This is a genomic window from Rhizobium sp. R635 (assembly GCF_002211285.1).
Lineage (GTDB): Bacteria > Pseudomonadota > Alphaproteobacteria > Rhizobiales > Rhizobiaceae > Rhizobium.
In genome coordinates this window covers 75341-101123 of the sequence record NZ_LOKX01000007.1, presented here as the reverse complement: position 1 = coordinate 101123, position 25783 = coordinate 75341, and the positions used below count along the sequence as shown (strand labels likewise).

The following is a 25783-nucleotide window of genomic DNA, read 5'->3' as shown; positions in this document are numbered from 1 at the left end:
AGATCCGTTCATGGCAACCATTTGGGATGCGGATGAGGCGAAACTATCGCGGCCATCCGCCGGCAGAATAGCGCACTCAGGTTCACGCCGGGCCAAACCTGCCGGCTTTGCCGGCCCCACCGGTCCTCGCGTTCGGCGCAGGCTGGGTCCCGGACCGGCCATACCTTTCGGATTGCAGATCGGGCCGGCCTTGCTGGTCTTGGCCTGGGTGGCAGGCTCGGCGCTCGGATGGATCGATCCGCGGATCCTGTCGGCGCCGTGGACGGTCGCCGAGGCTTTCGTAAGGCTGATCGAACAGGGCCGCCTGCAGGATAATTTCGTGACGTCGGCAACGCGCGCTCTGCTCGGCCTCGGTCTCGGATTGCTGATCGGCACGGTGCTGGCCGTGATCGCCGGCCTTTCCCGGATCGGCGAAGCCCTGATCGACGGGCCGGTCCAGATCAAGCGCGCCATACCGACGCTCGCGCTCATCCCCTTGCTGATCCTGTGGTTCGGCATCGGCGAAAGCATGAAGGTAACGACCATCGTGCTTGCCGTCATCGTGCCGATCTACATCCACACGCACAATGCGCTTCGCAGCATCGACAGCCGTTACGTCGAACTGGCCGAGACGCTCCGCATGAGCCAGAAGGACTTCATTCTGCAGGTGGTGCTGCCGGGCGCATTGCCCGGTTTCCTTCTGGGCCTGCGGTTCGCCGTTACCCTCTGCTGGGTTTCCCTCGTCGTCGTCGAGCAGATCAACGCCACCAGCGGGCTCGGCTATATGATCGATCTCGCCCGCAATTATGGGCAGACCGACGTCATCCTCGTCGGCCTGGTCGTCTATGTGCTGCTCGGTCTCGTTTCGGACGGCCTCGTCCGCCTCATCGAACGGAGGGTCCTCTCATGGCGCCGCACTCTGGCAAATTGAAGTCTGAAACCAAGGCCGTCCATGTGCGGAGCCTCGTCCGCCGATTTGCGGCGAAGACGATCCTCGACGGCGTGGATCTCGATATCGAGAGAGGCGAGTTCGTTGCCCTGCTCGGCCGCAGCGGCTCCGGCAAAAGCACGTTCCTCAGGGCTCTTGCCGGCCTCGACCACGGTGTCGAAGGCACCGGCACCCTCGAGACGCCGGAAAACCTTTCGGTGGTTTTCCAGGATGCCCGCCTGCTGCCGTGGCGCAGTGTCATCGAGAACGTCACCCTTGGCCTGCGTGGCGCCGCCGGTCAGGAGGCCGGAAGGAAGGCCCTGGTGGAAGTTGGCCTTGAAGGGCGGGAAACGGCGTGGCCGAACCAGCTTTCTGGCGGCGAGCAGCAGAGGGTTGCGCTTGCCCGCTCCCTGGTGCGGGAGCCCGCCCTGCTTCTGGCCGACGAACCCTTCGGCGCGCTCGACGCGCTGACCCGGCTGAAGATGCACGATCTGCTGCGGGAGCTCTGCGCACGGCATCGTCCTGCGGTGCTGCTCGTCACCCACGACGTCGACGAGGCGATTTCGCTGGCCGACCGGATTCTGGTTCTCGACGAAGGCCGCCTCATCGAGGATCTCAGGGTCGACCTGCCGACACCCCGCGATCACGGCGATCCGCGCTTCTCGGAATTCCGAATCCATCTTCTCGGCCGGCTGGGCGTCGACGTCCCCCGCCGCAAGGCAGCCTGAACCAGCGAGGGATTAAGTCAATGAGCACATCGAAAAGGCAAATCCGGCTTGGCGCGTTCATCATGGCGACCGGCCATCATATCGCCGCCTGGCGTCATCCGGAGGCCCAGGCCGATGCCGGCCTCAACATCGACCACTACCGGGAACTGGCTGAGACCGCCGAGCGCGGCAAGTTCGATCTCGTCTTCGTCGCCGACAGTCCGGCGGGATGGGAGCGTGCCAACGACCTCGAAGCATATCGCCGGACCGCCCAGGGCGCTCATTTTGAACCCTTGACCCTCTGGGCTGCCCTCTCCCAGGCCACCAGGCACATCGGCTTCGTCGCCACGGCATCGACGACCTATGAGGACCCCTATCTTCTCGCCCGCCGGTTCGCGTCGCTCGACTATATTTCCAAGGGCCGGGCGGCATGGAATGTCGTCACGACGGGCGCAGACGTTTCGAAGAATTTTTCGATCGCAGGTCATCCCGCACATGCCGACCGCTATGAGCGGGCGGAGGAATTCGTCGACTTGGTCAAGGGATTGTGGGATTCCTACGAGGACGACGCCTTCATTCGGGACAAGGAAAGCGGCGTCTATCTCGATCCCGACAAGGTGCATCTGGTCAATCACAAGGGCAAGTTCTTCTCGGTAGCCGGTCCGCTCAATGTCGGCCGCCCCGTTCAGGGCTACCCTGTCATCGTGCAGGCCGGGGCATCGGAACCGGGACGTGAACTGGCCGCCCGCACGGCCGAGATGATCTTCACCGCCAATCAGACGCTCGATGATGCCCAGGAATTCTATTCCGACGTCAAGGGGCGGCTCGCCCGCTACGGACGGCGGCCGGAGGATCTTCTGATCAGTCCCGGCATATTTCCGGTTCTCGGCGGGACGGAAGCCGAAGCTGAGGCGAACTACGAGTATATCCAATCGCTCGTCCATCCCTCGATCGCCTGGAACATCCTTGCCCGTCACTACAGGGGCGTCGATCTTTCCGGCTATTCACTGGATGATCCCGCCCCTCCCCTGCCTGGAGATACCGAACTCAACAAGAGCCGCCTCAAGCTGGTTTCGGATCTCGTCTCGCGCAACAATCTGACGCTGCGCCAGCTCTATCTCGCGGTCGCCACCGCGCGCGGCCACCGGACCGTTGTGGGAACGCCCGAACAGATCGCCGATGCGATGCAGACCTGGTTCGAAAACGGCGCCGCCGACGCCTTCAACATCATGCCGCCGGTCCTGCCGGCCGGGCTTACCGATTTCGTCGATCAGGTCGTACCGATCCTGCGCAAGCGCGGCCTGTTCCGGCATGAATATGAAGGCGCGACGCTGCGGGAGAACCTCGGCCTCAGGCGTCCGCCGAATGGGTTCACCCTTCAGGTGCAGCAGGCACAGGCGGCCGTATGATCTCTCGGGAGGCCTCTCCTCGGCCTCCTTTTCCCAACCATCCGGAACCGCAGCATCGCATGAGCAATATTTCCGAATTTCTCTGGTATATTCCGAACGACGTCCGGCCCGGCCATCGCGGCGATTCCGCCGTCGAGAACCATAACAGCCTCGATACCCTGACCAGCCATGCAAAGGCGCTGGAGGGGCATGGCTGGAAGGGCGCGCTCATCGGCACTGGCTGGGGCCGGCCAGATACATTCACCGTCGCGGCTTCGCTCGCCGCGCGGACCACGACCTTCGAGCCGCTGATTGCGATCCGCCCGGGCTATTGGCGGCCGGCGAACTTTGCGTCCGCCGCGGCCACGCTGGACCATTTGACGGGCGGACGCGTGCGGATCAACATCGTTTCGGGCAAGGATAACCTGCCGGCCTATGGCGACAGCGAAGGCGATCAGGCGCATCGATACGCCCGCACCAAGGAATTCATGCGGCTGGTTCGTCGATTGTGGACCGAAGAAAACGTCACCTCGGCGGGCGATCACTTCCGGGTGGCCGGCTCCACCGTGGTGCCGCGCATCGAGGCCCGCGGCGAGCGCCGGCACCCCAAATTCTATTTCGGCGGTGCCTCGGAGGCGGCCGAACGCGTGGCGGCCACCGAGGCCGATGTCCAGCTTTTCTGGGGCGAGCCGCTCGACGGCGTGCGTGAACGGATCGAGCGGCTGAAAGCGCTGAGCAGGCAGCTCGTCCGCGACACGACGGATGAGGCCTGGGCCGATGCGGAGGCGAAAGTCGCCGAGATGGCAAAGAGCAAGGGCGCCGGCTGGCACGACCACCAGCGTGTGCTTGCCGTCGGCCAGCAGCGGCTGCTTGCTCTTTATGAGCGCGGCGACGTGCTCGACGACAATCTCTACACCGCGCCGGGTAAGTTCGGCGGCGGTGGCGCCGGCACCACCTGGCTGGTCGGCTCGGCGGCGGACGTCGCCCGCTCGCTGCGCAAATACCAGGATCTTGGTATCACGCATTTCGTGCTTTCCGACACGCCCTACCTATCGGAGATCAAGCGTCAGGGCGATCAGCTTCTGCCGCTGCTGCGTGGCTGATGTCTTTTTGAAAACGTCAGGCCGCAGCCACACATCGGTTACGGCCGGTATTCTTGGCGACGTAGAGGTTGGCATCCGCCACTTGCAGAGCCGCTTCCAGGCTATCGGCCAGAAACCAGTCCGCTAGGCCGATGGAGCAGGTGACGGCGAGCTCCGGGGCCACCTGCGACCAATCGTGATCCTGCACCCGCAGGCGCAGCCGCTCAGCCTCAACCAAGCCATCCCCGGTCGTCGTGCCGGGAAGCAAAAGAAGGAATTCCTCACCGCCCATTCGGATCGCCAGGCTGCCTTCCCGGCCGGTATCGCCGAGCAAGCCGGCAAGCCGGCAGAGGACGATATCGCCGATCGAATGGGAAAAGACATCGTTGATGCGTTTGAAATGGTCGATGTCGACCAGCATCAGCGCCGCATGGGTGACGCCTGTTTCGATCCAGTCCTTGCAGCGCAACTGCAATTCACGCCGATTGCCGAGGCCGGTCAGCGGGTCGGTGCGCGATGCGAGGGCCGCCTCGCGCTGCTCGGAGGCAAGCCGCAGATTTTCCTCCAGCAAGCGCTCGCGCTCCAGCCGGGCGCTGTCTTCCTTGCGGCGCATCGTTTCCAGATCGAGCGTAAGCTTCATCGTATAGGCGCGCGCCGAGGCAAGCCGCCGATAATCTTCGAGCACCAGCCCGTGATAGACCCTGTGATGGCCGAAGGCCGCCCTCCAGTCGCCGGCCATTTCGGCAATCCGGAAGCGCATCTCGAAATGGCGCAGCTTCATGCGCGGTACGGAAAGAACCTGCTCCATCGCCTCGATGCCGGCAAGCAAAGACACCGCTTCATCGAAAGCGCCCTGTCCTGCCAGAAGATAGGCATACCAGTAGAAGGTCTCCGCCTGCAGCACATCGTCCTGGGCGGCACGGGAGGCGGCGATCGCCGCCACATAGCGGGCCGCGGCCGCTGCTTCGTCGCCGCGCGTCCATGCCAGGAGCCCGAGATAGCAATGGCACTCGGCAATCTCATAACTCAGCTTTTCCGCCTCGGCCTGCGTCAGAATCGAACGCAGCTGTTCTTCCGTGCGGGCAAGCAGAACGTCGTCGATTTCCCGGCCTGCCAGACGATGTTCGCCGAGCGAGCGCGCCGCCAGGCGGCTGGCGATCGAGCGGGCAATCAGCACGGAGCCCGTCGCCAGACCGCTCGCCTCCGCATAGTCCAGACTTTCGGCTGCGGCTTGCGCTGCGCGATCGAAGTCTTTCGTATCGAACAGCGCCATCGCATAGGCAGTGCGCGCGCGCCAGTTGGCCAGGGGATCGGTGCAGGTCTTGGTGCGCTTCTGGCAGTCGATCAGCAGGGCGAAGCCGGTTTCGAGGTCGCCGAGCGCCACGAGAATGCCGCCATGGATCGATTGCAGGGAAATGATGGCAGCCTCATCCTGGCAATATCTCAGCCAGGTATCGGCGCGAAGGCACATCTTCAGCCCTTCGGCCAGGGCATCCTTGTTGAAATGGATGAGCGCCAGCCGATGCGAGACGCGCAGGGCTCCGGCGACGTCGCCGGCTTCGAGTGCCGCCTCGTAGGCAGCCTCCGCGGCTTCGAGCGCCTCGCCGGTGCGGCATTCCCAATCCAGGCTCACGGCACGGTCCAGCAGTTCCTGCCAGTTCACTGGCAGGTTCTCGTCGTGCCTTGATTTGGAAGAAGCCCGTCGTGCCACCTCTGCCCCGCTCATTTCTGCCGATATAGTCCACGAGAAATTCTAACAATTCTCAAAGAGTAGCGCTTGATGACCCGCGATCTTCGCCATGAAGCATCGTCCGCACCCTGCGAGTGCATCCGAAGAGATTCGTCGTCAGTGCCGAGATTATTGTTCGCGGAGAGAATCGGCGGCCTGGTTTGCAACAGGAGATGTACGCCGAATTCTGTCGGACAACTTGGCATACTCTTCCGAGCGAGGTGTCTATGCACTTTACGCGAAAGAATGCCCAAAAAATATACGAAAAGCGCAAGATAATGATGCTCCGCCGCCTTCGTTTACACTCTCTAAAATATATTCCCATAATTTTTTAGGATATCGGAACGACGCTCCCAGGATCGTCACCTACGCCATGATGGCGAGCCAGGCACCCGAAATCTCGCATGAAATCGACGCTGTTGCTTTGACGCACGCCTCGTACCTTGGGTGCGATGGCTTCGCTTACTCGAAGAGTAAAAGCGCTGCGTGCATGCAAAGTGGCATGGTTCCGGCACGCGAAGACGCGCGAGGCTCCACACTTGAACGAGACGTGACGAACGATCCTGGCGGCCAAGACACCTTTGACAAACCTCGCCAACGATGGAGAGTGCCAATGAACAGCATTAAGAGTTTCGGGATCGCGGTGCGCCTGACCCTCGGTTTCAGCTTCCTGCTTCTGCTGATGGCGGGCTTGACCATCTATTCGGCGGAGAAGGTTGCTGAGATCAACAGCAATCTTGGAGCGATCAACGACGTCAACAGCGTCAAGCAGCGCTTTGCCATCAACTATCGCGGCAGCGTGCACGATCGGGCGATCGCCATTCGCGACGTGACCCTGGTGACATCGGCCGATGAACGCAAGGCGGCCGAAGCCTTGATCGAAAAGCTTGCCGCCTCCTATGCCGAAAATGAAAAGCGCATGGCGGAGATGATTGCATCGCCGGCAGGTGCTACGGATCAGGAAAAGACCATCCTCGCCGAGATCGCCGACATACAGGCGAAAACCAATCCGCTGGTCGCTCAGATCATTGCGCTGCAGGAGAAGGGCGATGGCGAGGCGGCCCGCAAAATCCTGCTCGAACAGGCCCGTCCGGCCTTCGTTGCCTGGCTCGGCGCCATCAACAAATTCATCGACTATCAGGAAGCGCTGAACAAATCGGTCGGCGGCGAGGTTCGCAGCACGGCGAGCGGCTTCAAGCCGATCGCGCTGACGGCGCTCGCCATCGCGGCTCTTCTTTCCATCGCTGCCGCTGCCATTACATCTCGCACGATCGTCGGCCCGCTGGCAAAACTCCAGCTTTCGCTGAAAGCGATGGCGGAGGGCAATCTCGATGGCGATCGCCGCCTCGAAGCGCGGGGCGATGAGATCGGCAAGCTCGCACGCGCCGTTGCCGGCTTGCGCGACGCAATCTCGGCAAAGGCCGAACGGGAAGCCGATACGGAAGCAAAACGGGCTGTAGTGGAACGGCACCGGCTCGAGCAGGATGCCGATGAACGTCGCACCCTTGCCGAGCAGACGGACAAGGCTGTCGGCCAGCTTGGCGATGCCCTGCAGGCGCTTGCTGACGGCGACCTCACGCAGCAGATCGATACCCCGTTCATTCCGTCCCTGGAAAAGCTCCGGGCCGACTTCAATGCCGCGGTCGAAAAGCTTCGCGCCGCCATGCAGAAAGTTTCTCAGAACGCCAGCGCGATTGCAGCCGGCGCGCAGGAGATCCGCTCCGCCTCGGACGATCTCGCCAAGCGGACCGAACAGCAGGCCGCATCCGTCGAGGAAACCGCCGCCGCCCTGGAGGAGATCACCACCACCGTCGCCGACTCGAGCAGCAGGGCGCAGGAGGCAGGGCAGCTCGTTCGCAAGACCAAGGACAATGCGGAGCGCTCGGGCAGCGTCGTTCGCGACGCGGTCGATGCCATGGGCAAGATCGAATCCTCCGCCACCGAAATCGGCAGCATCATCGGCGTCATCGACGAGATCGCCTTCCAGACCAACCTGCTGGCGCTGAACGCCGGCGTCGAAGCGGCGCGTGCCGGTGAAGCCGGCAAGGGCTTTGCCGTCGTTGCCCAGGAAGTGCGCGAATTGGCGCAACGCTCCGCCAAGGCGGCAAAGGAAATCAAGGAACTGATCAATGCATCGAACGGCCACGTCAAAAGCGGCGTGGCCCTAGTCGGCGAGACCGGAAAAGCCCTGCAGGAAATTGCGGTTCAGGTGCAGCAGGTCGACGGCAATGTCGGCGCCATCGTCGGCGCTTCGCAGGAACAGGCGACGGGGCTGAAAGAGATCAACGCCGCCGTCAACAAGATGGATCAGGGCACGCAGCAGAACGCCGCCATGGTGGAAGAAGCGACAGCAGCGGCTCACAACCTTGCCAAGGAGGCCGATGCGCTGTTCCAGTTGCTCAGCCAGTTCAACATCGGGGGAGCATCGGCATCGAGGCGCCCGTCACAGCCGGTCGCCGCAGCACAACATACTCAACCCGTAGCCTCGCCCGCGCGCCAGATGGTTGCCAAGGTGGCCAATTCTTTCCAGACGAACGGGAACGCGGCTCTGGCCGGCGATTGGGAAGAGTTCTGATCGCCCGATCTCTCTTCAGCCTCCGCTGAAAAGGAAATGAACGAAGGGCAGCGTTTGCTGCCCTTCGTATTTTTATCCTAGAGCAATTCCGGACGTCACCTGTCCTGCAAGCGGCGTCAGTCAGCGGCTCAATAGAAATCTCGCGGCGCTGCGGGCGTGCATCACCGCAAACTTCAGCTTTCGCCTGCTGTCCCTGCGTGCGTCGTGGATAACGGTGAGATCCAAAACCTGCCTCAGCCGTCCGCCCTGGCGTCTCAGCCGCCGGCAAATGTCTACATCTTCATAATACAGGAAATACCGCTCGTCGAAGCCGGAAAGACGTGCAAAGAACTCCGTCTTGAAGAACATAAACATTCCGGCCAGCCAATCGGAATCCAACAGGTCATTTTCGGGCTTCGCTGTCGTAATGCCGGGATGCCCGGACAGTAGCTTTCGAGCAAGGCTCAATAAAGTCGGAAAGTGGCGAGCGGAATCCTGCACGATGCCATTCCTATCGGCAACGACCGGTGCCAATAGATCAAATCCCTGATTTTTGGATATTTCCACCAGACGGGGGAAAGGATCGGTTATTATCGAAATATCCGGGTTCAATATGCAAAAGAACGGGGTCTTTACATGTTGAAAAGCCGCGTTGTGGTTTTGGCCATAACCCTTAGGAAGACTGTTGTGTATTATTCTGATCTTCGGGTGGATCGATGATGAGGGGAGATTCTCAGGCGTATTGACTGTGAATATGATGGATTCGACCAATGGAAGGGCGCATAGCCGAGTGAGCAGGCTGCCCACCAATGCGCCATGTCCGTGTGATACGATCGATACAGTGATCATCGGAAAGTCCTATCGCTCGCTCAATCTCGCAATCACAAACTACGCGTAGCTTTGCCGAGCCTCCCACGCACTCCATCTGCAACACCAAGAAGCATGCTCTTGGCGTGGGAACGGGTTCTGGCGGTCATGGCGTAAATGACGAAGCGCGATATCAGCCGAGCAGTCTCGATCAACTTCCACTGCAACGGCAGGCGGCCCCTTGATATCAACCAGGTTCCATTTCTGAAGAGGTAATAATCACGGAGGGGGCTGTGCAATCCGACGCTGGCGCCAAATATATTGACGATATTGTCGCCCAGGGAATGGTACATCTGGCTCTCGGGTACGCCATAAAGAGCGTATCCCTTCATGCGGGCGCGCATACACCATTCGATATCGACGTAGTCTATGAACAGGCTGTCATTCATCAAACCGACGTCATCGAAAACATCTGCTCGTATCAACGTTCCGGAGGAAATCAGATGATCGACTTCGATCGGGGCTCTGGTGTCACCAGGGTAGATCCGTCGATATCGAAGCCCGTGCATCCTGACGAACGGTAGCTGGCGCGACCATCTGCCATCGACGCAGGCAGGACCTACGGCCGCAACACGACTGCCGCCCAGATTGAAAGCCCGCAAAGTTCGGAGCAAACCATCAATCATTTCCTCCTGAGGCAGGCTGTCCTGGTCAAAGATAACAACGTATCGAGCGCCTAGAGCACGTGCTCTCCTTATCCCGACGTTTTGCGCGGAAGCGACTCCTACGTTGCTATTTAATTTTATGATCTCGATACTCGATAGATCCGGCGGGATTCTTTCAATGTCATTCGAGGAGTGATTGTCGACGACGATGATATGCTGCGTCTGTCGGCGTAACTGCCGAAGCAGCAAAACCAGAGCATCCATGTCCGGATTGTAAGTGACGACCACTGCGCCCACGACCAGATCTTGGATGCTTTCTGACGAAGGTTTCATTGTCAAATGTCGCCCTCATTCACTTCGTTTATCTTCCCATTTTCCATGCGGAAGAACCGGTTGCACAGCCTTCGCAACAAGCCGTGATCGTGCGAAGCGAAGACGGATATGTCGGCTTGCTCGAACATCTTGGAAATCCGCTGTTCGGCTTTCTGGCGAAACTGCTCATCGCCCGTGCCGAAAACTTCGTCGACCAGGAGTATGTCCGGTTGAGACATGGTCGAAACGGCAAACATCAGCCGCGTCATCATGCCGGCGGAATAGGTCCTGATCGGCAGATGAAGATAGTCGGATAATTCGGTAAATTCTTCGATTTCCGGGAAGATTTCGGTGGCTTCTCGCCGTGATTTTCCGAGCAGCAACATCACGCGGATGACGTTCTCGTAGCCCGACAATTCCGGGTCCATGCCGGCGCCGAGCTCGAAGACGGTGCCGACTGATCCCTTGCGGGTGATCGTTCCGGAGACTGGACGGAAAATGCCGGCCATCGTTCGCAGCAAGGTGCTCTTGCCGGCGCCGTTATGGCCAACCAGTCCGACGAAATCTCCGCCATTCAGCTCGAAGCTCACCTCTTCGAGGGCGGTGACGGTTATATTCTTTCCGGCTTCGGAGCCAATTCTTCCTCCGGTTCCAAGTCTGACGAGATTGTTGCGGAGGGAGGTCGCCCTGGAATTGTATACCGGATATCGAACGGTGACCTGAGAAAAAGAGAGATGGGACATAGCTAGATCCAGAAGGGCAGCCGTTTGCCCTTCGACGACAAGAGCAGGTAGGCTGCCGCATTGGTGGCAATGGTGAAGGCTAGCGCAACGAGATAGACGGCCGGCGACGGTATATTGCCGAAGAAGGGACCGCGCACGATCTCGATCAGGTAGCTCATCGGATTGAGCCATACGACATACATCCGCGGGCCAAGCTGACTCGGCTCGTAGAGCACCGGCGTAACGAAAAATATCAGCGGCATGACCGATTGCAGCAGGGGCTCGACATCCCGGAACCGGGCTCCGATGGAACCGATCACCGCTGCAGCGCCGGAGAGCGCGAATGCTGTGAGCGCAAGTCCAAAAACCGAAAGATATGCCTGTCCCGAAAACTTTTCAGGAAAGACGAGAAACACCGCGACCACCACGACGAGGTTGTGGCAAAGCGTGGCCAAATGCCGAAACACGAGCTGGCAGGGATAGACCCAAAAGGGCAAGGCGAAGTTGCGTATCACCTGCCCCTGCCGCACGTATACTCCGGCGCTTTCCAGAACGCAGCCTGAAATGAATTGCCACAGGATCAGGCTCACCGCCAGACGCGGGACGAGATCTGCCGTCGGGACATTCAGCAGGGTGCTCCAGACGAGGCCCAAGCCGAGGACGCCGATCGCCGCACCCAAAGTAAGCCACCAAGGCCCGAGAATGCTGCGTCGATAACGGCCGCGCAATTCGCTGGATGCGAGGCCGGCTGCAATCACCAGCGTCTTGCGAAAGTGATTGAAGCTTCCAGCTCTAGGAAATGACATGTTCGCTTAGCTCTTGTCTGACGAGACAGAGGGCGCATTGGTCTGGACGTAGTGGAAGATCTTGTCCATCTCGCCTTCCCAAGTCGTTGGCGCCGTCGTGGAGCGGCCATTGGTGGCGAGGTGTTGACGCAATGCCTTGTCATTATGGAGACGGGTGAAGGCGTCCAGAACGGCCTGAGGGGTGGGGTCTACGAGAAGGGCATTCTGCTCGTTCTCACAGAACCATTCCACATGAGCACCATTGTTGGATATGACAGGCACGCCCGACTGCATCAGTTCGACGGGCAGATACGAAAGATTGGTCCCCGAGAAGGCGATGCCGACATCGCAGGTTCTGTAGAGATCGCCGGTTTGGGCTAAAGTCATGTTGCCAAGCAGGGTGGCTTTGAACGGGGGGCTTTGTGCAAGATCCAGACCGCCGATGATGATTTCCACATCGGGAAAGGCATCGGCGATTTTCTTCAGCGCGACGATACCGAGCTCGAAACACCGGCGCTCCGTGGACGGCCGGCCGTAGAAGAAGATCCTCTTGACCTGCTCACGGACCGCGGCGGAAGGCTCTGCGGGATAGAATATATCCTTATCGGCCGCAAAACGGTAATTCTGCGCGGTTCCGCCGTGAGCCTCGTACCGGCTTCTCAGCCATCCGCCGCCGGTAATGCCATGAAACCCGAATGCGTATGTCGCGTTCGCCTGCATCGAGGCCGTGCCATGCGCATAGAACTGGCTTTCATAGTCCTGCATGAAATAGAATTTGTGCTTTGCATGCGCAAAGGCACGAACATGATAAGCCGATTGCCAGGTGGTTGCGATGGCAACGTGGGCGGCAGGCAGATCTTTCGGGTTCGTCACGACTTCGAGCAGGCAACTCTTGAAGGCGCCGTCGAGCTCAGCCTGCAAAGCCTTGGGATTCGAATGCCTGCGGTTGTCGTAGATATAGATGATGTTTTTCGTTCCCTTCTTCGCAAAATGCTGGGCAAAGCGAAACAGGGTGAAATGACCGCCGCCCCAGACATTGAGCCAATCGGGCACGAACCAGACATAGGCGGGTTCGCCGCTTTTCGAGCGAGCGGGTGATGCCGAGCCACCGAATTGGGTCCAGGGGGCATAGTCGAAAACCGTGTCGAAAGACGTGCGGTAGTCCAGAGCGGCGACCAGCGGGGAAACCGATGTTTTGCCGGCTCCGAGTTTTTGCGCCAGCAGGGCGAACTTTCGGGGAAACAACTTGAAAAGCGCGAAGAACGCCGCGTTGCTCCAGCCGAACTGCTTCGCGTAGGCGCTGAATAGGCGGAAATTTTGAAGCATTTTTGGCCTTACTGCAGGAATGTCTCGACGTACTGCGTGAGGTCGTCCTTCCAGTTTCCTGGTTGTGGAGCGCCTTCGAGCGTCGGTGTGTAAATCGATGTCATGCCCTCAGAAAAAGGTCTGGGCGCAGACAGTGGGAAATCCGAGGAGCGAACCGAAGCGACCTGCACTTGTCGTTCCAGTGCGGCAACGATTTGCTCGGCGATGTTATGGCGCGTTACGATGCCGCTGCTGGAGTAGTGGACCGTGCCGGTGTGCCGTTGCGCAAGCGCCCAGACGATGAATTCGGCCAGGAGCGACGCGCGCGTGATGGAGCCATATTTGTCTCCCACGGCTCTCAGCGAAGTCGCTCCGTTCAGAATTTGCTCGATGACTTTTCCTACGAATTTATGGTCGCGAGCCCTGCCGCCGCCGATCATCCAGCCTGCTCTGACAATCAGGTGGTTGATTGGGTTGAAGCGGCGAACCTCAAGCTCTCCCATAAGCTTGGAGCGCCCGTAGTAGTTCAGCGGGCACGGCAGATCGAGTTCGTTGTGCTCGAACGTGCCTGATCCGCCGAATACATTCGATGTCGAGACGTAGAGCATCCAGGCACCGCAGGCAGCGCTTGCCTTGGCTATGTTGGCGGTGGCCAGGTGATTGCGAATGCCGGCCCGCTGAGGGTCGCGCTCGCACAGGTCCACATCGGTCTCAGCGGCGAGATGGAGGACGGCGGCAGGCTTCGACTCCATTATGTAGTCGAATATCCCCTGTGGATTGCCCAGCTCGAAACGCGATCTGTCGACTGCGACAGCATCGATATTCATACGCGTCAGGGCGTCCGAGACATATTTTCCAAGCATACCGGTGGCGCCGGTGACGAGAACGTGCGTCATTGTGGGTTCCTTATAATTTGCACGTCATGCAAAGTAGTCCGCGTCAGCGAACTCGACGCCCTTGGCATCCTTGCTCGAGATGATGGGCTCGATCTCTGCCGGCCAATCGATCTTAAGATGCTCGTCGTTCCATCGTATGCAGCGTTCATGGGCTGCCGAATAGAACGCGGTCGTCTTGTAAAGAAATTCCGCGTTATCAGACAAAGCGCAGAAGCCATGCGCGAAGCCCGGCGGAATCCAAAACTGCTTCTTGTTCTCGGCCGTCAGCGTCACCCCGACCCACTTGCCGAAGGTGCTGGAAGACCTGCGCAGGTCGACCGCAACATCGAACACCGCGCCGGCGACGACGCGGACGAGCTTGCCCTGGGCGAAAGGAGGAAGCTGATAATGAAGCCCCCTGATGACGCCCTTTTGCGAACAGGAGTGGTTATCCTGCACAAAGGCTACAGGGTGGCCGACGGCGGAATTGAATTTTTCTTCGTTGAAGCTTTCGAAGAAAAAGCCGCGTTCGTCACCGAATACCTTGGGTTCGAGGATGATGACACCAGGGAGCTGAGTTAGTTGACCGTCCACGCCATTTCCTTTTCCTGGAGAAGGCCCAGAAGATATTTTCCATATCCGCTTTTCAGCAGGCGCTGCGCGAGAGACAGCAGTTGATCGTCGTTGATCTGGCCATTGCGCCAAGCCGTCTCTTCCGGGCATGCGATCTTGACGCCTTGGCGATGCTCTATCGTTGCTATGAACTGGCTTGCTTCCAGCATGGACTGGTGCGTGCCGGTATCCAGCCAGGCATATCCCCGCCCCATCGTCTCGACCGACAGGCTTCCTTCCTCGAGGTACAAGGTGTTGAGGTCGGTGATCTCAAGCTCCCCTCGAACTGACGGCGTAAGCTGCTTTGCCTTGTCGGCCGCCGTGCCATCGTAGAAATACAGTCCGGTAACGGCGTAATTCGACTTGGGTTTTTCGGGCTTTTCCTCGATCGAAAGCGCCGTCTTGCGGCTGTCGAATTCAACGACGCCGTAACGCTCGGGATCGTTGACGTGGTAGGCAAAGACCGTTGCTCCGGTCACTCGATCCGACGCGGCGCGAAGGATGCGCGCAAGGCCGTTCCCGAAGAAAATATTGTCGCCCAGTACGAGCACGCTCGGCGCTCCGTCGAGGAATTTCTCACCGATTATCAGCGCTTGCGCCAGACCGTCCGGACTTGGCTGCACGGCATAGGTGATATTGATTCCCCATTCCTGGCCGCGGCCAAGGAGCCGTTCGAAACTGGGAAGATCCTGCGGGGTGGTTATCAACAATATGTCGTCGATACCCGCTTCCATCAGAGTGCATAACGGATAGTAGATCATCGGCTTGTCGTAGACTGACAACAGCTGCTTGGATCCCGCCAGCGTCGCAGGATGAAGACGCGTTCCCGATCCACCTGCCAGAATGATGCCTTTGCGTTTCATTGCCATGCCTTCCGCTCGCTCGCGTACTGACGATCTATCCACTGCCGGTATTCGCCGCTGGTCACGTTCTCGGTCCATTGAGAATTGGCGAGATACCAAAGGACGGTCTTTCGCAGACCGCTTTCGAAGGTTTCCTTGGGAGACCATCCGAGTTCGTGTCGGATTTTCGTTGCGTTGATCGCATAGCGGCGATCGTGGCCGGGGCGATCCGTCACGAATGAAACTTGAGAGACGTAGCTTTGCCGATCTTCCCGAGGACTGAGGTCATCGAGCAGCGCGCATATTTTGTTGACGACGTCGAGATTGGTGATCTCATTGTTGCCGCCGATATTATATGTCTGGCCGGGCGTTCCATGCTCCAGGACATTGCGAATTGCTTCGCAATGGTCGTCGACATACAGCCAGTCCCGGATTTGTTTTCCGTCCCCATAGACCGGGAGTTGTTCGCCCTTGAGCGCCCGGTGAATGATGAGCGGGATCAGCTTTTCAGGAAAATGCCGCGGCCCGTAGTTGTTGGAGCAGTTCGTTATCAAGGCCGGCAGTTTGTATGTTTCAAAGTAGGAGCGGACCAGGTGGTCGGAACCCGCCTTGGTCGCCGAGTATGGGCTGTTCGGCCGGATCGGGGTTTCTTCGTCGAACGGAGGATCGTTCGGACCAAGAGTGCCGAAAATCTCGTCCGTCGAGACGTGCAAAAAGCGGAAGCCGGACTTCGCTTCACCGTCGAGTTCATCGAAAAACGTCCTGGATGCTTCCAGGAGGTTGAACGTCCCAACGAGGTTTGTTTGGATGAACTGCTCGGGAGATGCGATTGATCTGTCGACGTGGCTCTCGGCCGCGAAATTGATCACCGACTTTACATTCTCACTCCTGAGAATGTCGGACACCATTTCGGCATCGCCGATATCGGCCCTTACGAATTTATAGCGGGGATCTCCTTCGATGGCCGAAAGATTTTCGAGATTGCCCGCATATGTGAGCTTGTCCAGATTTACGATGCGCTGATTTTTGTTTATCAGCCACTGGAGTATGAAGTTTGAGCCGATGAAACCCGCACCACCCGTTACCAAGATCGTCATCCGATAAGTCCTTGCATCTCTTGCGGGTTGGGTGTCGTTCTAAGACAACGGAGTTCGGCGGCGTCTTTGGAACGGTTCATGCTCAGGCCCGGAATTTTCGCATCGCGCGATTTTGGCGTCTGATGTGAACTGTTCTTCCATACTGACCGGTGCCTTTCTGGTCGGCCCCTCTTGGGCTTCCACATGCGGAAGTGGTGATGGTACGACGATTTACAGAACTTATGAGTTCTCTAAATCGAATCCGCTAGCCGCTCAATCTCAAAAATCATGGGTAAAAAATAGTAGCTTCTTTCCCGGAGGCGCGAATTTTTGGTGCGGGAGGATAATGCTGTCCTGCAGAAAAAATGGGACGGGCGGCCCCGGCAGTGTTGCGGGGATCATAGCCGACGAAGCAAGGGAAACGCGGGGATTGTCCGGCGATTTAAAGCGGTCGGCTCGTCATTCTCGTCGAGATACCGGGCATTCCGCAGCCGAACTTATCTCTCCAGGGCTGCGGCGGTTCTGAAAGGAACCTGCGCTTACGGCGAAGGGCAGCATTTGCTGCCCTTCGCATTTTCAAACTATGCGCGTGCCGGCGCCCTGGCCGGAAGCACGGCGCTGACTGCGACCGCGACGACGATGTTTGCCGCAAGCGCCAGCAGGCCGGTATAGACGGTGAAAGGTTCGCCGCCGAGGCTGATCAGGTGCAGGGGCTTCCAGCCGGCATCCCAGACGAGGTAGGTGCCGCCGCAGAAGCCGACGAACCAGCCGGCAAGCAGACCGGGTGCACGGAACCAGTTGGTATAGAGGCCGAAGACCAGGGCCGGAAGCGTCTGCAGGATCCAGATGCCGCCGAGCAGCTGCAGGTCGAGTGCGAACTGCGTCGGCAGGAAGATGATGACCAGAAGTGCACCGACCTTCACCACCAGCGACGTCACCTTCGCGACCTTGGCCTCGCCCGCATCGCTGACTTTGGGATCGACATAGGCTTTCCAGAAATTGCGGGTGAAGAGATTGGCGGCGCCAATGCTCATCACTGCCGCCGGCACCAGTGCGCCGATCGCGATCGCCGCAAAGGCGAAGCCGGAGAACCAGCCTGAAAACAGCGTCTTGAACAGCGTGGGAACGACGTCGTTGGCGCTGTCGAGCTTCAGGTTGGCGGCATGGCCCATATAGCCGAGCAGCGCCAGGAGGCCGAGCAGCAGCGTATAGGCGGGCAGCATGATCGCATTCTTGCGGATCGTCTTGCCACTGTTGGAGGCGAAGATGCCCGTCAGCGTATGCGGATACATGAAGGCCGCGAGCGCCGAACCGAGAGCGAGCGTGGCATAGGCGACATACTGATTGCCGCCGAGCAGCAGGCTGCCGGAGCCCTTGGCCTGGAAGGCCGCATCGGCCGAGGCGAAGACATTCGCATAGCCCCCGAGCTTCGACGGGATGAGCGCGACGGCTGCGATCACCACGATATAGATCATGATGTCCTTGACGAAGGCGATCAGGGCCGGGGCGCGCAGGCCCGCCGAGTAGGTATAGAGCGCCAGCACGATGAAGGCGATCGCGAGCGGCAGTTCGCCATGCAGCCCGAGCGCCTTCAGGACCGCCGTCATGCCGACGAGCTGGAGAGCGATATAAGGCATGGTGGCGATGACGCCGGTTGCCGCGACCGCAAGTTCGAGGCCGCGAGATCCGTATTGGCCGTGCACGACGTCGGCGGCCGTCACATAGCCGAAATCCTTGGCGCGTTTCCACAGAACCGGCATGACCATGAAGACGAAGGGATAGACGACGATGGTGTAGGGCAGCGCGAAGAAGCCGTAGGCGCCGACCGTATAGACCAGCGCCGGGACGGCGATCACGGTATAGGCGGTGTAGAAATCGCCGCCGACGAGGAACCAGGTGATCCAGGTGCCGAAGTTGCGCCCGCCGAGACCCCATTCATCGATATGGGCGAGTGTCTCGGGCTTGCGCCAGCGGCTGGCGACGAAGCCCATGACGGTGACGAGGGCGAAAAAGAAGATGAAGACGGCCAGTGCCGTGCCGTTGATGTCAGTCGTCATGGCGGGTGCTCCGATAGGCGATCCAGGTCAGCGTTGCGGTGATCGGCACCCACAGAAGCTGATACCAGTAAAAGAAGGGAAAGCCGAAAAGCGACGGTTCGCGAAGATTGTAGAATGGCGGCCAGAGCAGACCTATGAACGGAATGATCAGCAGCCAGAGCGCTGCCTTGCTACGTGGTTTTTCCATGTCGGATACCTTTCAGGCGCCGCGGGCGGCGGTCGCCATGTTCCAGTTGTCGGCGTGGAAGGCAGGTCTGTCAGCCGGCGGCCGCGGCAGGCCCTGTTGGGGTCGCTCGAGGTTTTCCGACTAATCGGAAGCTGATGTAACGCATGTGAATTCCTCCCAACGGCTCACCCTCGGCCAGCCGTGGATGGAGTCCTAGGACGTCGGTTTTGCCCTCACAAGATGGGTGTCAGGCTGAAATGCCGGGGCCTACCCAGAAGTGGGTAGACCGGAATTCACCCCACTTTGGAGACGATGCCGTGATCCAGCGCATAGCGGATGAGGCCAGCCGTCGTTGCGATGCCGAGCTTCTTCTTGAGGTTCTTGCGATGCGTTTCCGCCGTGGCGGGGGTGATGCCGAGCGCTTCGGCGATCTCCCGGTTGCTCCTGCCGGCAACGATCAGTCCGAGGATGTCGCGTTCGCGCGGCGTCAGCGGATCGCTCCCCTCCTCCACCCGTTCGCCCATCAGCGCATCGAAGACACCGGAGGAAAAATAGGTGCCTCCATCGGCCACGGTCTCGATGGCCGCGACGATCTCGTCCGTCGAGACGTCTTTGAGCACGTAGCCGGCTGCGCCATGCAAGACCGAGGAGGAAATATACTCGCGGCTGTCATGCATGGAGAGCATCACGACGCGGGTCTGCGGAAGTTCGTTCCGGAACAGCTCGATCGCATCGATGCCGCTGAGTTTCGGCATGTTGATATCCATCAGCACCACCTGCGGCTGGATCTGCCGGGCGATGTCGAGACCCGTTTGCGCAAGCCCGGCGGTGCCTGCGACTTCGATATGGTCGAAGGTCTCGAGCACGGCCTTCAAACCGTCCAGCACCAGCGGATGGTTGTCGATCAGGAGAACCCTGATTTTCGGGCGTTCGTTCATGCGGCTTCCGCCTGCTTGCCGGCGGGAAGATTGGCCGACCGCGGCATCATCGCCGTCAGCGTCGTGCCGGCTTCGCTGCTGTTGATGAGCAGCAGCCCGCGGAAGTGGGCCATCCGCTCCTGCATGTTGCGCAGGCCGAGACCCGATCCGCCGGATGCGCTATCCTTGCTGCCGTCGAAGCCTGTGCCATTGTCCGAAATCGTCATGCGGGCGCGGCCGCCGTCGCTCCACAGCTTGACCGAAAGCTTCGAAGCGCCCGAGTGCCGCTCGACATTGTTGAAAGCCTCCTGGGCGACACGATAAAGGGCCGTGCTGGCTTCCGCCTTCAGCATGCCGGTGAAGCCCGAGGCGTCGATATCAGTCTCGATCCCCGTCCGCTCGGCAAAGTGATGACAGAGCGCCTCCAGCGCGGCGGTCAGACCGAGATCGTCGAGCACGCGGGGGCGCAGATCGTGCGAGAGCAGCCGTATTTCCTTGATGGCGCCGTTCAGCGCCTCGACGCCGCGCTCGATGGTCAGCGCCGCCTCGTCGACATTGGTCCTGACCTTACGGCCGGCGAGGTCCATTGCATAGCGCACGCCGAGAAGGGTCTGCGAGATGCCGTCATGCAGTTCGCGCGCCAGCCGCGTGCGCTCCTCTTCCTGGGTGTCGATGACCCGCTGCGTCAGCTCCTTGAGCCGGCTGTCGGCCATGCGGCGCTCATGGAAGGTCAGGAGCATGCAGGTCGTGAAAACGACGAGCACCGATGGCACGGCGATCAGTGCGACGATGACGAAGGTGCGTCTGATGTTGGCGCGCATCACGGCGTTGGCGGCCGCGCTCTGGGCAAAGACGTCGTCCAGATAGACGCCGGTTCCCACGACCCAGTGCCACTTGTCGAGGCTGACGACGAAGGAGAGCTTGTCGGCGATCTGGCCGGTGGAAGGCTTCTGCCATTTGTACTGATGCAGGCCGCCGCCGGCCTTTGCCGTGGCGATCAGTTCGGCAATCACTTTGTCGCCATCCGGATCCGTGAGGTCGAGCCAATTTTGCCCATGCCGGAAGCTCTGGCGCGGATGGACGATATTATTGCCGTCATAGTCGTAGACGAAGAAATAGCCATCCCTGCCGTAGTCGAGCGAGGTGAGGATCGCGGCCACCTGCTGCTTGGCGGCTTCGTCGTCGGGGCCGGCCTTGTCATAGATCGTTTGGATGGCGGACAAGGCAAGGTTGGTCAGGTTGAGGATTTCGCCTTCCTTGGTCTTCAGCATGTTCTGTTCGAACGTGTCGATGCTGTTCTTGGCGAGATTTGCCGATTGCCAGGTGATGAAGGTGGTGATCGCAAGGATCGAAATGACGAGCGGGACGATCGCCAATGCGATGATCTGGTGTCGTAACGTCAACGATCGTTCCTCCCTGGGATCTGCGCCCGGAATTATGCGCTTTGTCCAATGCGAGTCCAGCCGCTTGTCGGTGCGGCCGGACCAGTGTCATTCGAGCGGCACGAACAGGCCGAGCTTGACGTCCCGCAGCACGACATTGGTGTGCATGCGGCGGATTTGGGGATTTTCCGCCATGATCAGGGCGGCGATGTCGTCATAGTGCTCGACATCGCGGGCCGTGACGATCGCGATCAGGTCGACGGCGCCCGTGACGTAATAGACCTGCTGGATATGGTCCTGCTTCTCCGCCCAGACACGAAACTTCGCCAGCGCATCGTAATTATCCCGCTCGATCTCCATCCCGACGATGAAGACCATCGACGTTCCCGTCGCCTTTCGGTCGAGGACGGCGACCTCCGCCTTGATGATCCCCTCCTCGCGCAACCGCTTCAACCGCCGCTGCACGGCCGAGACCGATAGTCCGACCCGCTCGGCAATCGTTTCAGCCTTCAGCTGGCAGTCGCGCTGAACGATATCGAGTATGTCACGGTCAAAACGATCCAATTGTTCCATTGTCCAGTCCTAATTCTTGCCGCAGCATTTCACGCGTTCTGCTGCATTCGCCGCGTGAAGAAGATTATTTTGCACAAATTATGCAGAAGAGATAAAAATTGCGCGAAAAAACCGCGTTCTTTTATCATTATCCTTTGCAAATTCAGTTCAGCCGGACCCATGCATGTCGGATCAACCCTTTCCTGCTCTTCGCGTCGAAGATCTCCATAAAAGCTTCGGCTCGCAACAGGTTCTCAAGGGTATCTCGACCGAGGCCCACAAGTCGGATGTGATCTCCATTATCGGCTCGTCGGGTTCTGGCAAGAGCACCTTTCTCAGATGCATCAATTTTCTGGAAACGCCCGATCACGGCCGCATTGCCGTGAACGGCGAGGAGATCGCGCTGAAACCAGGCCGCGGCGGGCGGCTGCAGCCGCGCAGCTGGCGGCAGATCGAACGGCTGCGGACCGGACTTGGCATGGTCTTCCAGAGCTTCAACCTCTGGGCCCATCGCACCGTGCTGGAAAACGTCATCGAGGCGCCAGTGCATGTCATGGGCATTCCCAGGTGCGAGGCGATCGAAAAGGCCGAGGCCCTGCTCCACAAGGTCGGGCTTTTCGACAAGCGCGACGCCTATCCGGCTTTTCTCTCCGGCGGCCAGCAGCAGCGCGCGGCGATTGCGAGGGCGCTCTGCATCGATCCCGCCGTCATGCTTTTCGACGAACCGACATCGGCGCTCGATCCGGAGCTGGTCGGCGAGGTCCTCAAAGTCATCCGCGATCTCGCCGAAGAAGGCCGGACGATGCTGATCGTCACGCATGAAATGCGTTTCGCCCGCGATGTCTCCAGCCGCGTCCTCTTCCTGCACCAGGGCCGGATCGAGGAGGAAGGTCCGCCGGAGCAGGTATTCGGGGCGCCTGTCAGCGCCCGCTGCCGGGAGTTCACCGGTCTCAGCACCCACTGATGCACCCAAGCCGTCATCGATAACACCAACCAGGAGAACCCTGCGAATGAAACTGCTCCCCATGCTCTTTGCCGGCGCGGCACTTGCGCTTTCCGCGGTCACGGCACAGGCCGAAGTTCGCTTCGGCGTCATGAACGAATCCTATCCGCCCTTCTTCGCCAAGGATGCCTCGGGCGAATGGCACGGATGGGAAATCGATCTGATGAACGCCGTCTGCGAAGAGATGAAGGAGAAATGCTCGATCGTCGACATTTCGTGGGACGGTCTCATTCCGGCTCTCCAGAGCAAGAAGTTCGACGTCATCTGGTCCTCGATGTCGAACACCGAGGAACGCTCGAAGGTGATCGACTTCACCGACAAATATTACAACACGCCGAGCACGCTGATCGGTCCCAAGGACCAGAAGCCGGGCGCCACTGCCGAGGACGTGAAGGGCAAGACGATCGGCATCCAGGTGTCGACGATCCAGTCGGAATATTACAAGAAGTATTTTGCCGCTGCCGCCGAGGAAAAGACCTACCAGACGCTCGATGAGGCTTTCCAGGACCTCGCTTCCGGCCGCATCGACTATGTCTTCGGTGATTCTCTGGCGCTCGACGCTTTCCTGAAAAGTGATGCCGGCAAGGATTGCTGCGCCAATATGGGCGATGTCGCCGACGACAAGGAGATCCTCGGGGCTGGCGTTTCGGGCGGCCTGCGCAAGGAAGACACCGAGCTGAAAGCCAAGCTGAACAAGGCGATATCAGCGGTTCGCGCCAACGGCCAGTACGACGCGATCACCAAGAAATACTTCGATTTCGATATCTACGGCGCGAAGTAAGCAGTCCTGATGGCGACCGCGCATCAAGGCATTCTGGACCTGCTGTCCCCCTATCCTCCGGGATGGGGCGGCGTTCTTCTGGCAGGTGCGGTCTCCACGGTCGCCATCTCGGCCTGCGCTTTCGCCGTCGGTCTGCTGCTCGGCACGGGCGGCGCGCTTGGAAAGCTTTCCGGCAATCCAGTGCTCCGCCTGTTGCTTGATTTCTATACCACCGTCATTCGCGCCGTTCCCGAGCTGATCCTGATCGTCGGGCTCTATTATGCGGGCACCGATGGCCTCAACCGGTTGCTGGCTGCGCTGGACCTGCCGCCGGTAGAGGTGAACGGCTTCGTCGCGGCCGTCGCCGTTCTGGGCTTCGTGCAGGGCGCCTATATGACCGAGGTGCTGCGCGGCGCGATCCTTGCCATTCCTATCGGCCAGGTCGAGGCCGCCAAGGCTTTCGGCATGGGACCGGTGCTGCGGTTTCGCCGCATCCTGCTGCCGGCGCTGTTGCCGAACGCGCTGCCGGGCCTTGCCAATCTGTGGATGTCGGTCACCAAGGACAGCGCGCTGGTCGCGGTCGTCGGCTATCAGGAACTGGCGCTCGCCACCCGTCTCGCCGGGGCAAGCACCAAACATTACTTCGTCTTTTTCCTTGCCTCGGCTCTTCTCTATCTCGCCATCACGCTCGCTTCCAACGTCGTCTTCAAACTGATCGAAGCACGGGTGCGGCGGGGTCAGCCGCGTCTTGCCTGAAGAAAGCGCCTCATGAGCTTCGCCTGGATCTCCTCCTATTGGCCGCTTCTTCTGACCGGCGCCTGGCAGACCGTGGCGCTGCTTGTCATATCAGTGGTGTTCGGTTTCGTGATCGCCATCGGTCTCGCCTTCGCGCAGGTCAGCGGCGGCAGGCTGACCCGGCTTCTCGCCCGCGGCTACTGCACCTTCTTCCGCGGCACGCCGCTGCTGATCCAGCTTTGGCTCCTCTATTACGGCGTCGGCTCGCTGCTGCCCATGATCCCCGGCATCCGCCAGAGCCTGTTCTGGCCGATCCTGCGCGAGGGCTTTTTCTTCGCCTCCGTCAGTTTCACGCTGAATTATGCGGCCTATGAGGCCGAGGTGCTGCGCGGCGCGCTGCTTGCCGTTCCCAAGGGTGAACTCGAAGCCGGCCGGGCTTTTGGCCTCTCGCCCTGGAAGCTGACCCGCCGCATCTGGCTGCCGCGCGCCATTCGCATCGCCCTGCCGACCATTGCCGGGGAGATCGTCATGCAGCTGAAGGCGACGCCGCTCGCCTTCACGGTGACGGTGATGGATCTCTACGCCGTCGCCAACAAGGTTCGCCAGGACACGCTGCTCGTCTACGAACCGCTCATCGTCGTCACCCTCTTCTATCTCGCCCTGACCGCCGTGATCGCCCGCGTCTTTCGAGGTCTCGAAGCGCAGGTGCCGGTTCGCCGCTAGGCCAGCGGAAGCTCGCCGCATTGTTTTGAAAAGCCCGCTGCCGGTGACGGCGCGACAGCCTGAATGGAGACTACCTCATGAGCACAACGCGAATTCTCGATGGCGGCATGAGCCGCGAGCTTCTGCGGCTGGGCGCCGAACTGAAGCAGCCGGAATGGTCGGCGCTGGCGCTGATGAATTCACCTGACATCGTGCGGCAGGTGCACCAGGAATTCATCGCCGCCGGCTCCGAGATCATCACGACGAACAGCTATGCGCTCGTGCCCTTCCATATTGGCGAAGACCGCTTTCAGCAGGAGGGGCCGGCATTGATCCGCCTCGCGGGTCGCCTGGCGCGTGAGGCCGCCGATGCCGTGACCGACAGGAAGGTGCTGGTCGCCGGCTCGCTGCCGCCGATCTTCGGCTCCTACGAACCGCAGAATTTCCAGCCTTCCCGGGTGCAGGACTATCTCAAGGTGCTGGTCGAAAACCTCGCTCCCTTCGTCGACCTATGGCTCGGCGAGACATTGAGCCTGATCGCCGAGGGCGAGGCTGTCCGCGCGGCGGTGGCGGCATCGGGCAAGCCGTTCTGGATTTCCTTCACATTGGCGGATGACGAGGCCGATATCGCGGGCGGCGAAGCGAAACTTCGCTCCGGCGAGAGCGTCGAGGATGCGGCGTCCTGGGCGGTTTCCTCGGGCGCGGCGGCTTTCCTGTTCAATTGCAGCAAGCCCGAGGTCATGCAGGGCGCGGTCGAAACGGCGGCACGCGTGTTCCGGGAGAGGAATGCTCGCATCGAAATCGGCGTCTATGCAAACGCCTTCGAAGGCGAAACAGGCGAGGCAGCCGCCAATGAAGGCTTGCACGATACCCGCGACGACCTGAACGGTGACGCCTATTCGCGCTTTGCCTGCTCCTGGGCCGAAGCGGGTGCCACGATCATCGGCGGCTGCTGCGGCATCGGCACGGCCCATATCCATCGCCTCAGGAATACGCTCTCAGGCTGACGCGGCAGGCCGGCAACGGGCCGGCTTCACCATGCGCCGATCACTCTACGCCGGCCGTTATTTCCAGCACGTAAGCTCCTGTTTCCTCTGGCGAAGAAGCCCATCGATAAATAACTTGATTTAGTTGATCAACT

General features: G+C 60.1%; 25 protein-coding genes. 10 read left to right on the top strand and 15 right to left on the bottom strand.

Annotation, left to right across the window (positions count from 1 at the left end):
• Positions 1-10 precede the first annotated feature (10 nt).
• The 4 genes from ATY78_RS08050 to ATY78_RS08035 are packed head-to-tail and all read left to right on the top strand — an operon-like array spanning position 11 to position 4105.
• The gene (locus ATY78_RS08050; RefSeq protein ID WP_088681820.1) at positions 11-910 is read left to right on the top strand and encodes an ABC transporter permease; all 900 of its coding nucleotides are present in this window, start codon (positions 11-13) and stop codon (positions 908-910) included.
• A complete protein-coding gene (locus ATY78_RS08045) occupies positions 886-1635 on the top strand; it encodes an ABC transporter ATP-binding protein (protein ID WP_088681819.1) in 750 nt (249 codons plus the stop codon). The genes ATY78_RS08050 and ATY78_RS08045 overlap by 25 nt, the downstream gene beginning before the upstream one ends.
• 20 nt (positions 1636-1655) lie before the next feature.
• Positions 1656-3023, top strand: a complete 1368-nt coding sequence (locus ATY78_RS08040) for an LLM class flavin-dependent oxidoreductase (protein ID WP_088681818.1) — start codon at positions 1656-1658, stop codon at positions 3021-3023.
• A gap of 59 nt (positions 3024-3082) precedes the next feature.
• Positions 3083-4105, top strand: coding sequence for an LLM class flavin-dependent oxidoreductase (locus ATY78_RS08035; RefSeq protein WP_088681817.1), 1023 nt, complete (start codon positions 3083-3085; stop codon positions 4103-4105).
• Positions 4106-4121: 16 nt separating this feature from the next.
• Here the strand turns inward: ATY78_RS08035 and ATY78_RS08030 are convergent, their stop codons facing one another.
• On the bottom strand, positions 4122-5747 hold the full coding sequence (locus ATY78_RS08030; protein WP_245313515.1) for a GGDEF domain-containing protein: 1626 nt from the start codon (positions 5745-5747) through the stop codon (positions 4122-4124).
• A 679-nt stretch (positions 5748-6426) separates the two neighbouring features.
• Here ATY78_RS08030 and ATY78_RS08025 point away from each other — a divergent pair.
• A complete protein-coding gene (locus ATY78_RS08025) occupies positions 6427-8388 on the top strand; it encodes a methyl-accepting chemotaxis protein (protein ID WP_088681816.1) in 1962 nt (653 codons plus the stop codon).
• Positions 8389-8508: 120 nt separating this feature from the next.
• Here ATY78_RS08025 and ATY78_RS08020 read toward each other — a convergent pair whose 3' ends face one another.
• The 14 genes from ATY78_RS08020 to ATY78_RS07955 all read right to left on the bottom strand — a co-directional run bounded on the left by ATY78_RS08020 (position 8509) and on the right by ATY78_RS07955 (position 21463).
• Positions 8509-9216, bottom strand: coding sequence for a glycosyltransferase (locus ATY78_RS08020; RefSeq protein WP_088681815.1), 708 nt, complete (start codon positions 9214-9216; stop codon positions 8509-8511).
• Between the two features lie 32 nt (positions 9217-9248).
• Entirely contained in the window at positions 9249-10172 is a 924-nt protein-coding gene (locus tag ATY78_RS08015; protein ID WP_088681814.1) for a glycosyltransferase family 2 protein, read from the bottom strand.
• Between the two features lie 2 nt (positions 10173-10174).
• Positions 10175-10894, bottom strand: coding sequence for an ABC transporter ATP-binding protein (locus tag ATY78_RS08010; RefSeq protein WP_088681813.1), 720 nt, complete (start codon positions 10892-10894; stop codon positions 10175-10177).
• Between the two features lie 2 nt (positions 10895-10896).
• Positions 10897-11631 carry an ABC transporter permease gene (locus ATY78_RS08005; RefSeq protein ID WP_190237419.1) on the bottom strand — a complete coding sequence of 245 codons (735 nt, stop codon included), beginning with the start codon at positions 11629-11631 and terminating at the stop codon, positions 10897-10899.
• 54 nt (positions 11632-11685) lie between these two features.
• On the bottom strand, positions 11686-12984 hold the full coding sequence (locus ATY78_RS08000) for a glycosyltransferase family 4 protein (RefSeq protein ID WP_088681811.1): 1299 nt from the start codon (positions 12982-12984) through the stop codon (positions 11686-11688).
• Between the two features lie 8 nt (positions 12985-12992).
• Positions 12993-13859 (bottom strand): SDR family oxidoreductase, encoded by an 867-nt coding sequence (locus ATY78_RS07995; RefSeq protein WP_088681810.1) that lies wholly within the window; start codon positions 13857-13859, stop codon positions 12993-12995.
• Positions 13860-13883: 24 nt separating this feature from the next.
• Positions 13884-14432, bottom strand: coding sequence for a dTDP-4-dehydrorhamnose 3,5-epimerase (gene rfbC, locus ATY78_RS07990; protein ID WP_088681809.1), 549 nt, complete (start codon positions 14430-14432; stop codon positions 13884-13886).
• Complete coding sequence (rfbA, locus tag ATY78_RS07985; protein WP_088681808.1) at positions 14417-15313, bottom strand: glucose-1-phosphate thymidylyltransferase RfbA; 897 nt, start codon at positions 15311-15313, stop codon at positions 14417-14419. The genes rfbC and rfbA overlap by 16 nt, the downstream gene beginning before the upstream one ends.
• Complete coding sequence (gene rfbB, locus ATY78_RS07980; RefSeq protein WP_088681807.1) at positions 15310-16389, bottom strand: dTDP-glucose 4,6-dehydratase; 1080 nt, start codon at positions 16387-16389, stop codon at positions 15310-15312. The genes rfbA and rfbB overlap by 4 nt, the downstream gene beginning before the upstream one ends.
• Before the next feature lie 560 nt (positions 16390-16949).
• A complete protein-coding gene (gene mctP / locus ATY78_RS07975; protein ID WP_088681806.1) occupies positions 16950-18425 on the bottom strand; it encodes a sodium:solute symporter family monocarboxylate transporter in 1476 nt (491 codons plus the stop codon).
• Positions 18415-18612 carry a DUF3311 domain-containing protein gene (locus ATY78_RS07970; RefSeq protein WP_088681805.1) on the bottom strand — a complete coding sequence of 66 codons (198 nt, stop codon included), beginning with the start codon at positions 18610-18612 and terminating at the stop codon, positions 18415-18417. Before ATY78_RS07970 ends, mctP begins: the two co-directional genes overlap by 11 nt.
• 272 nt (positions 18613-18884) lie before the next feature.
• Positions 18885-19529, bottom strand: a complete 645-nt coding sequence (locus ATY78_RS07965; RefSeq protein ID WP_088681804.1) for a response regulator transcription factor — start codon at positions 19527-19529, stop codon at positions 18885-18887.
• On the bottom strand, positions 19526-20911 hold the full coding sequence (locus ATY78_RS07960) for a cache domain-containing protein (protein ID WP_088681803.1): 1386 nt from the start codon (positions 20909-20911) through the stop codon (positions 19526-19528). The genes ATY78_RS07965 and ATY78_RS07960 overlap by 4 nt, the downstream gene beginning before the upstream one ends.
• Positions 20912-20998: 87 nt before the next feature.
• A complete protein-coding gene (locus ATY78_RS07955) occupies positions 20999-21463 on the bottom strand; it encodes an Lrp/AsnC family transcriptional regulator (RefSeq protein WP_088681802.1) in 465 nt (154 codons plus the stop codon).
• A 163-nt stretch (positions 21464-21626) separates the two neighbouring features.
• Between ATY78_RS07955 and ATY78_RS07950 the strand changes: the two genes are divergently transcribed.
• From ATY78_RS07950 to ATY78_RS07930, 5 genes are all read left to right on the top strand, one after another.
• On the top strand, positions 21627-22406 hold the full coding sequence (locus ATY78_RS07950; protein ID WP_088681801.1) for an ATP-binding cassette domain-containing protein: 780 nt from the start codon (positions 21627-21629) through the stop codon (positions 22404-22406).
• 46 nt (positions 22407-22452) lie between these two features.
• On the top strand, positions 22453-23226 hold the full coding sequence (locus ATY78_RS07945; RefSeq protein ID WP_088681800.1) for a transporter substrate-binding domain-containing protein: 774 nt from the start codon (positions 22453-22455) through the stop codon (positions 23224-23226).
• Positions 23227-23235: 9 nt separating this feature from the next.
• Positions 23236-23961: an ABC transporter permease subunit gene (locus tag ATY78_RS07940; protein ID WP_088681799.1), complete on the top strand. Its 726-nt coding sequence runs from the start codon at positions 23236-23238 to the stop codon at positions 23959-23961.
• Positions 23962-23973: 12 nt separating this feature from the next.
• Complete coding sequence (locus tag ATY78_RS07935; protein ID WP_088681798.1) at positions 23974-24663, top strand: ABC transporter permease; 690 nt, start codon at positions 23974-23976, stop codon at positions 24661-24663.
• Between the two features lie 77 nt (positions 24664-24740).
• Entirely contained in the window at positions 24741-25649 is a 909-nt protein-coding gene (locus ATY78_RS07930; RefSeq protein WP_088681797.1) for a homocysteine S-methyltransferase family protein, read from the top strand.
• Positions 25650-25783 lie beyond the last annotated feature (134 nt).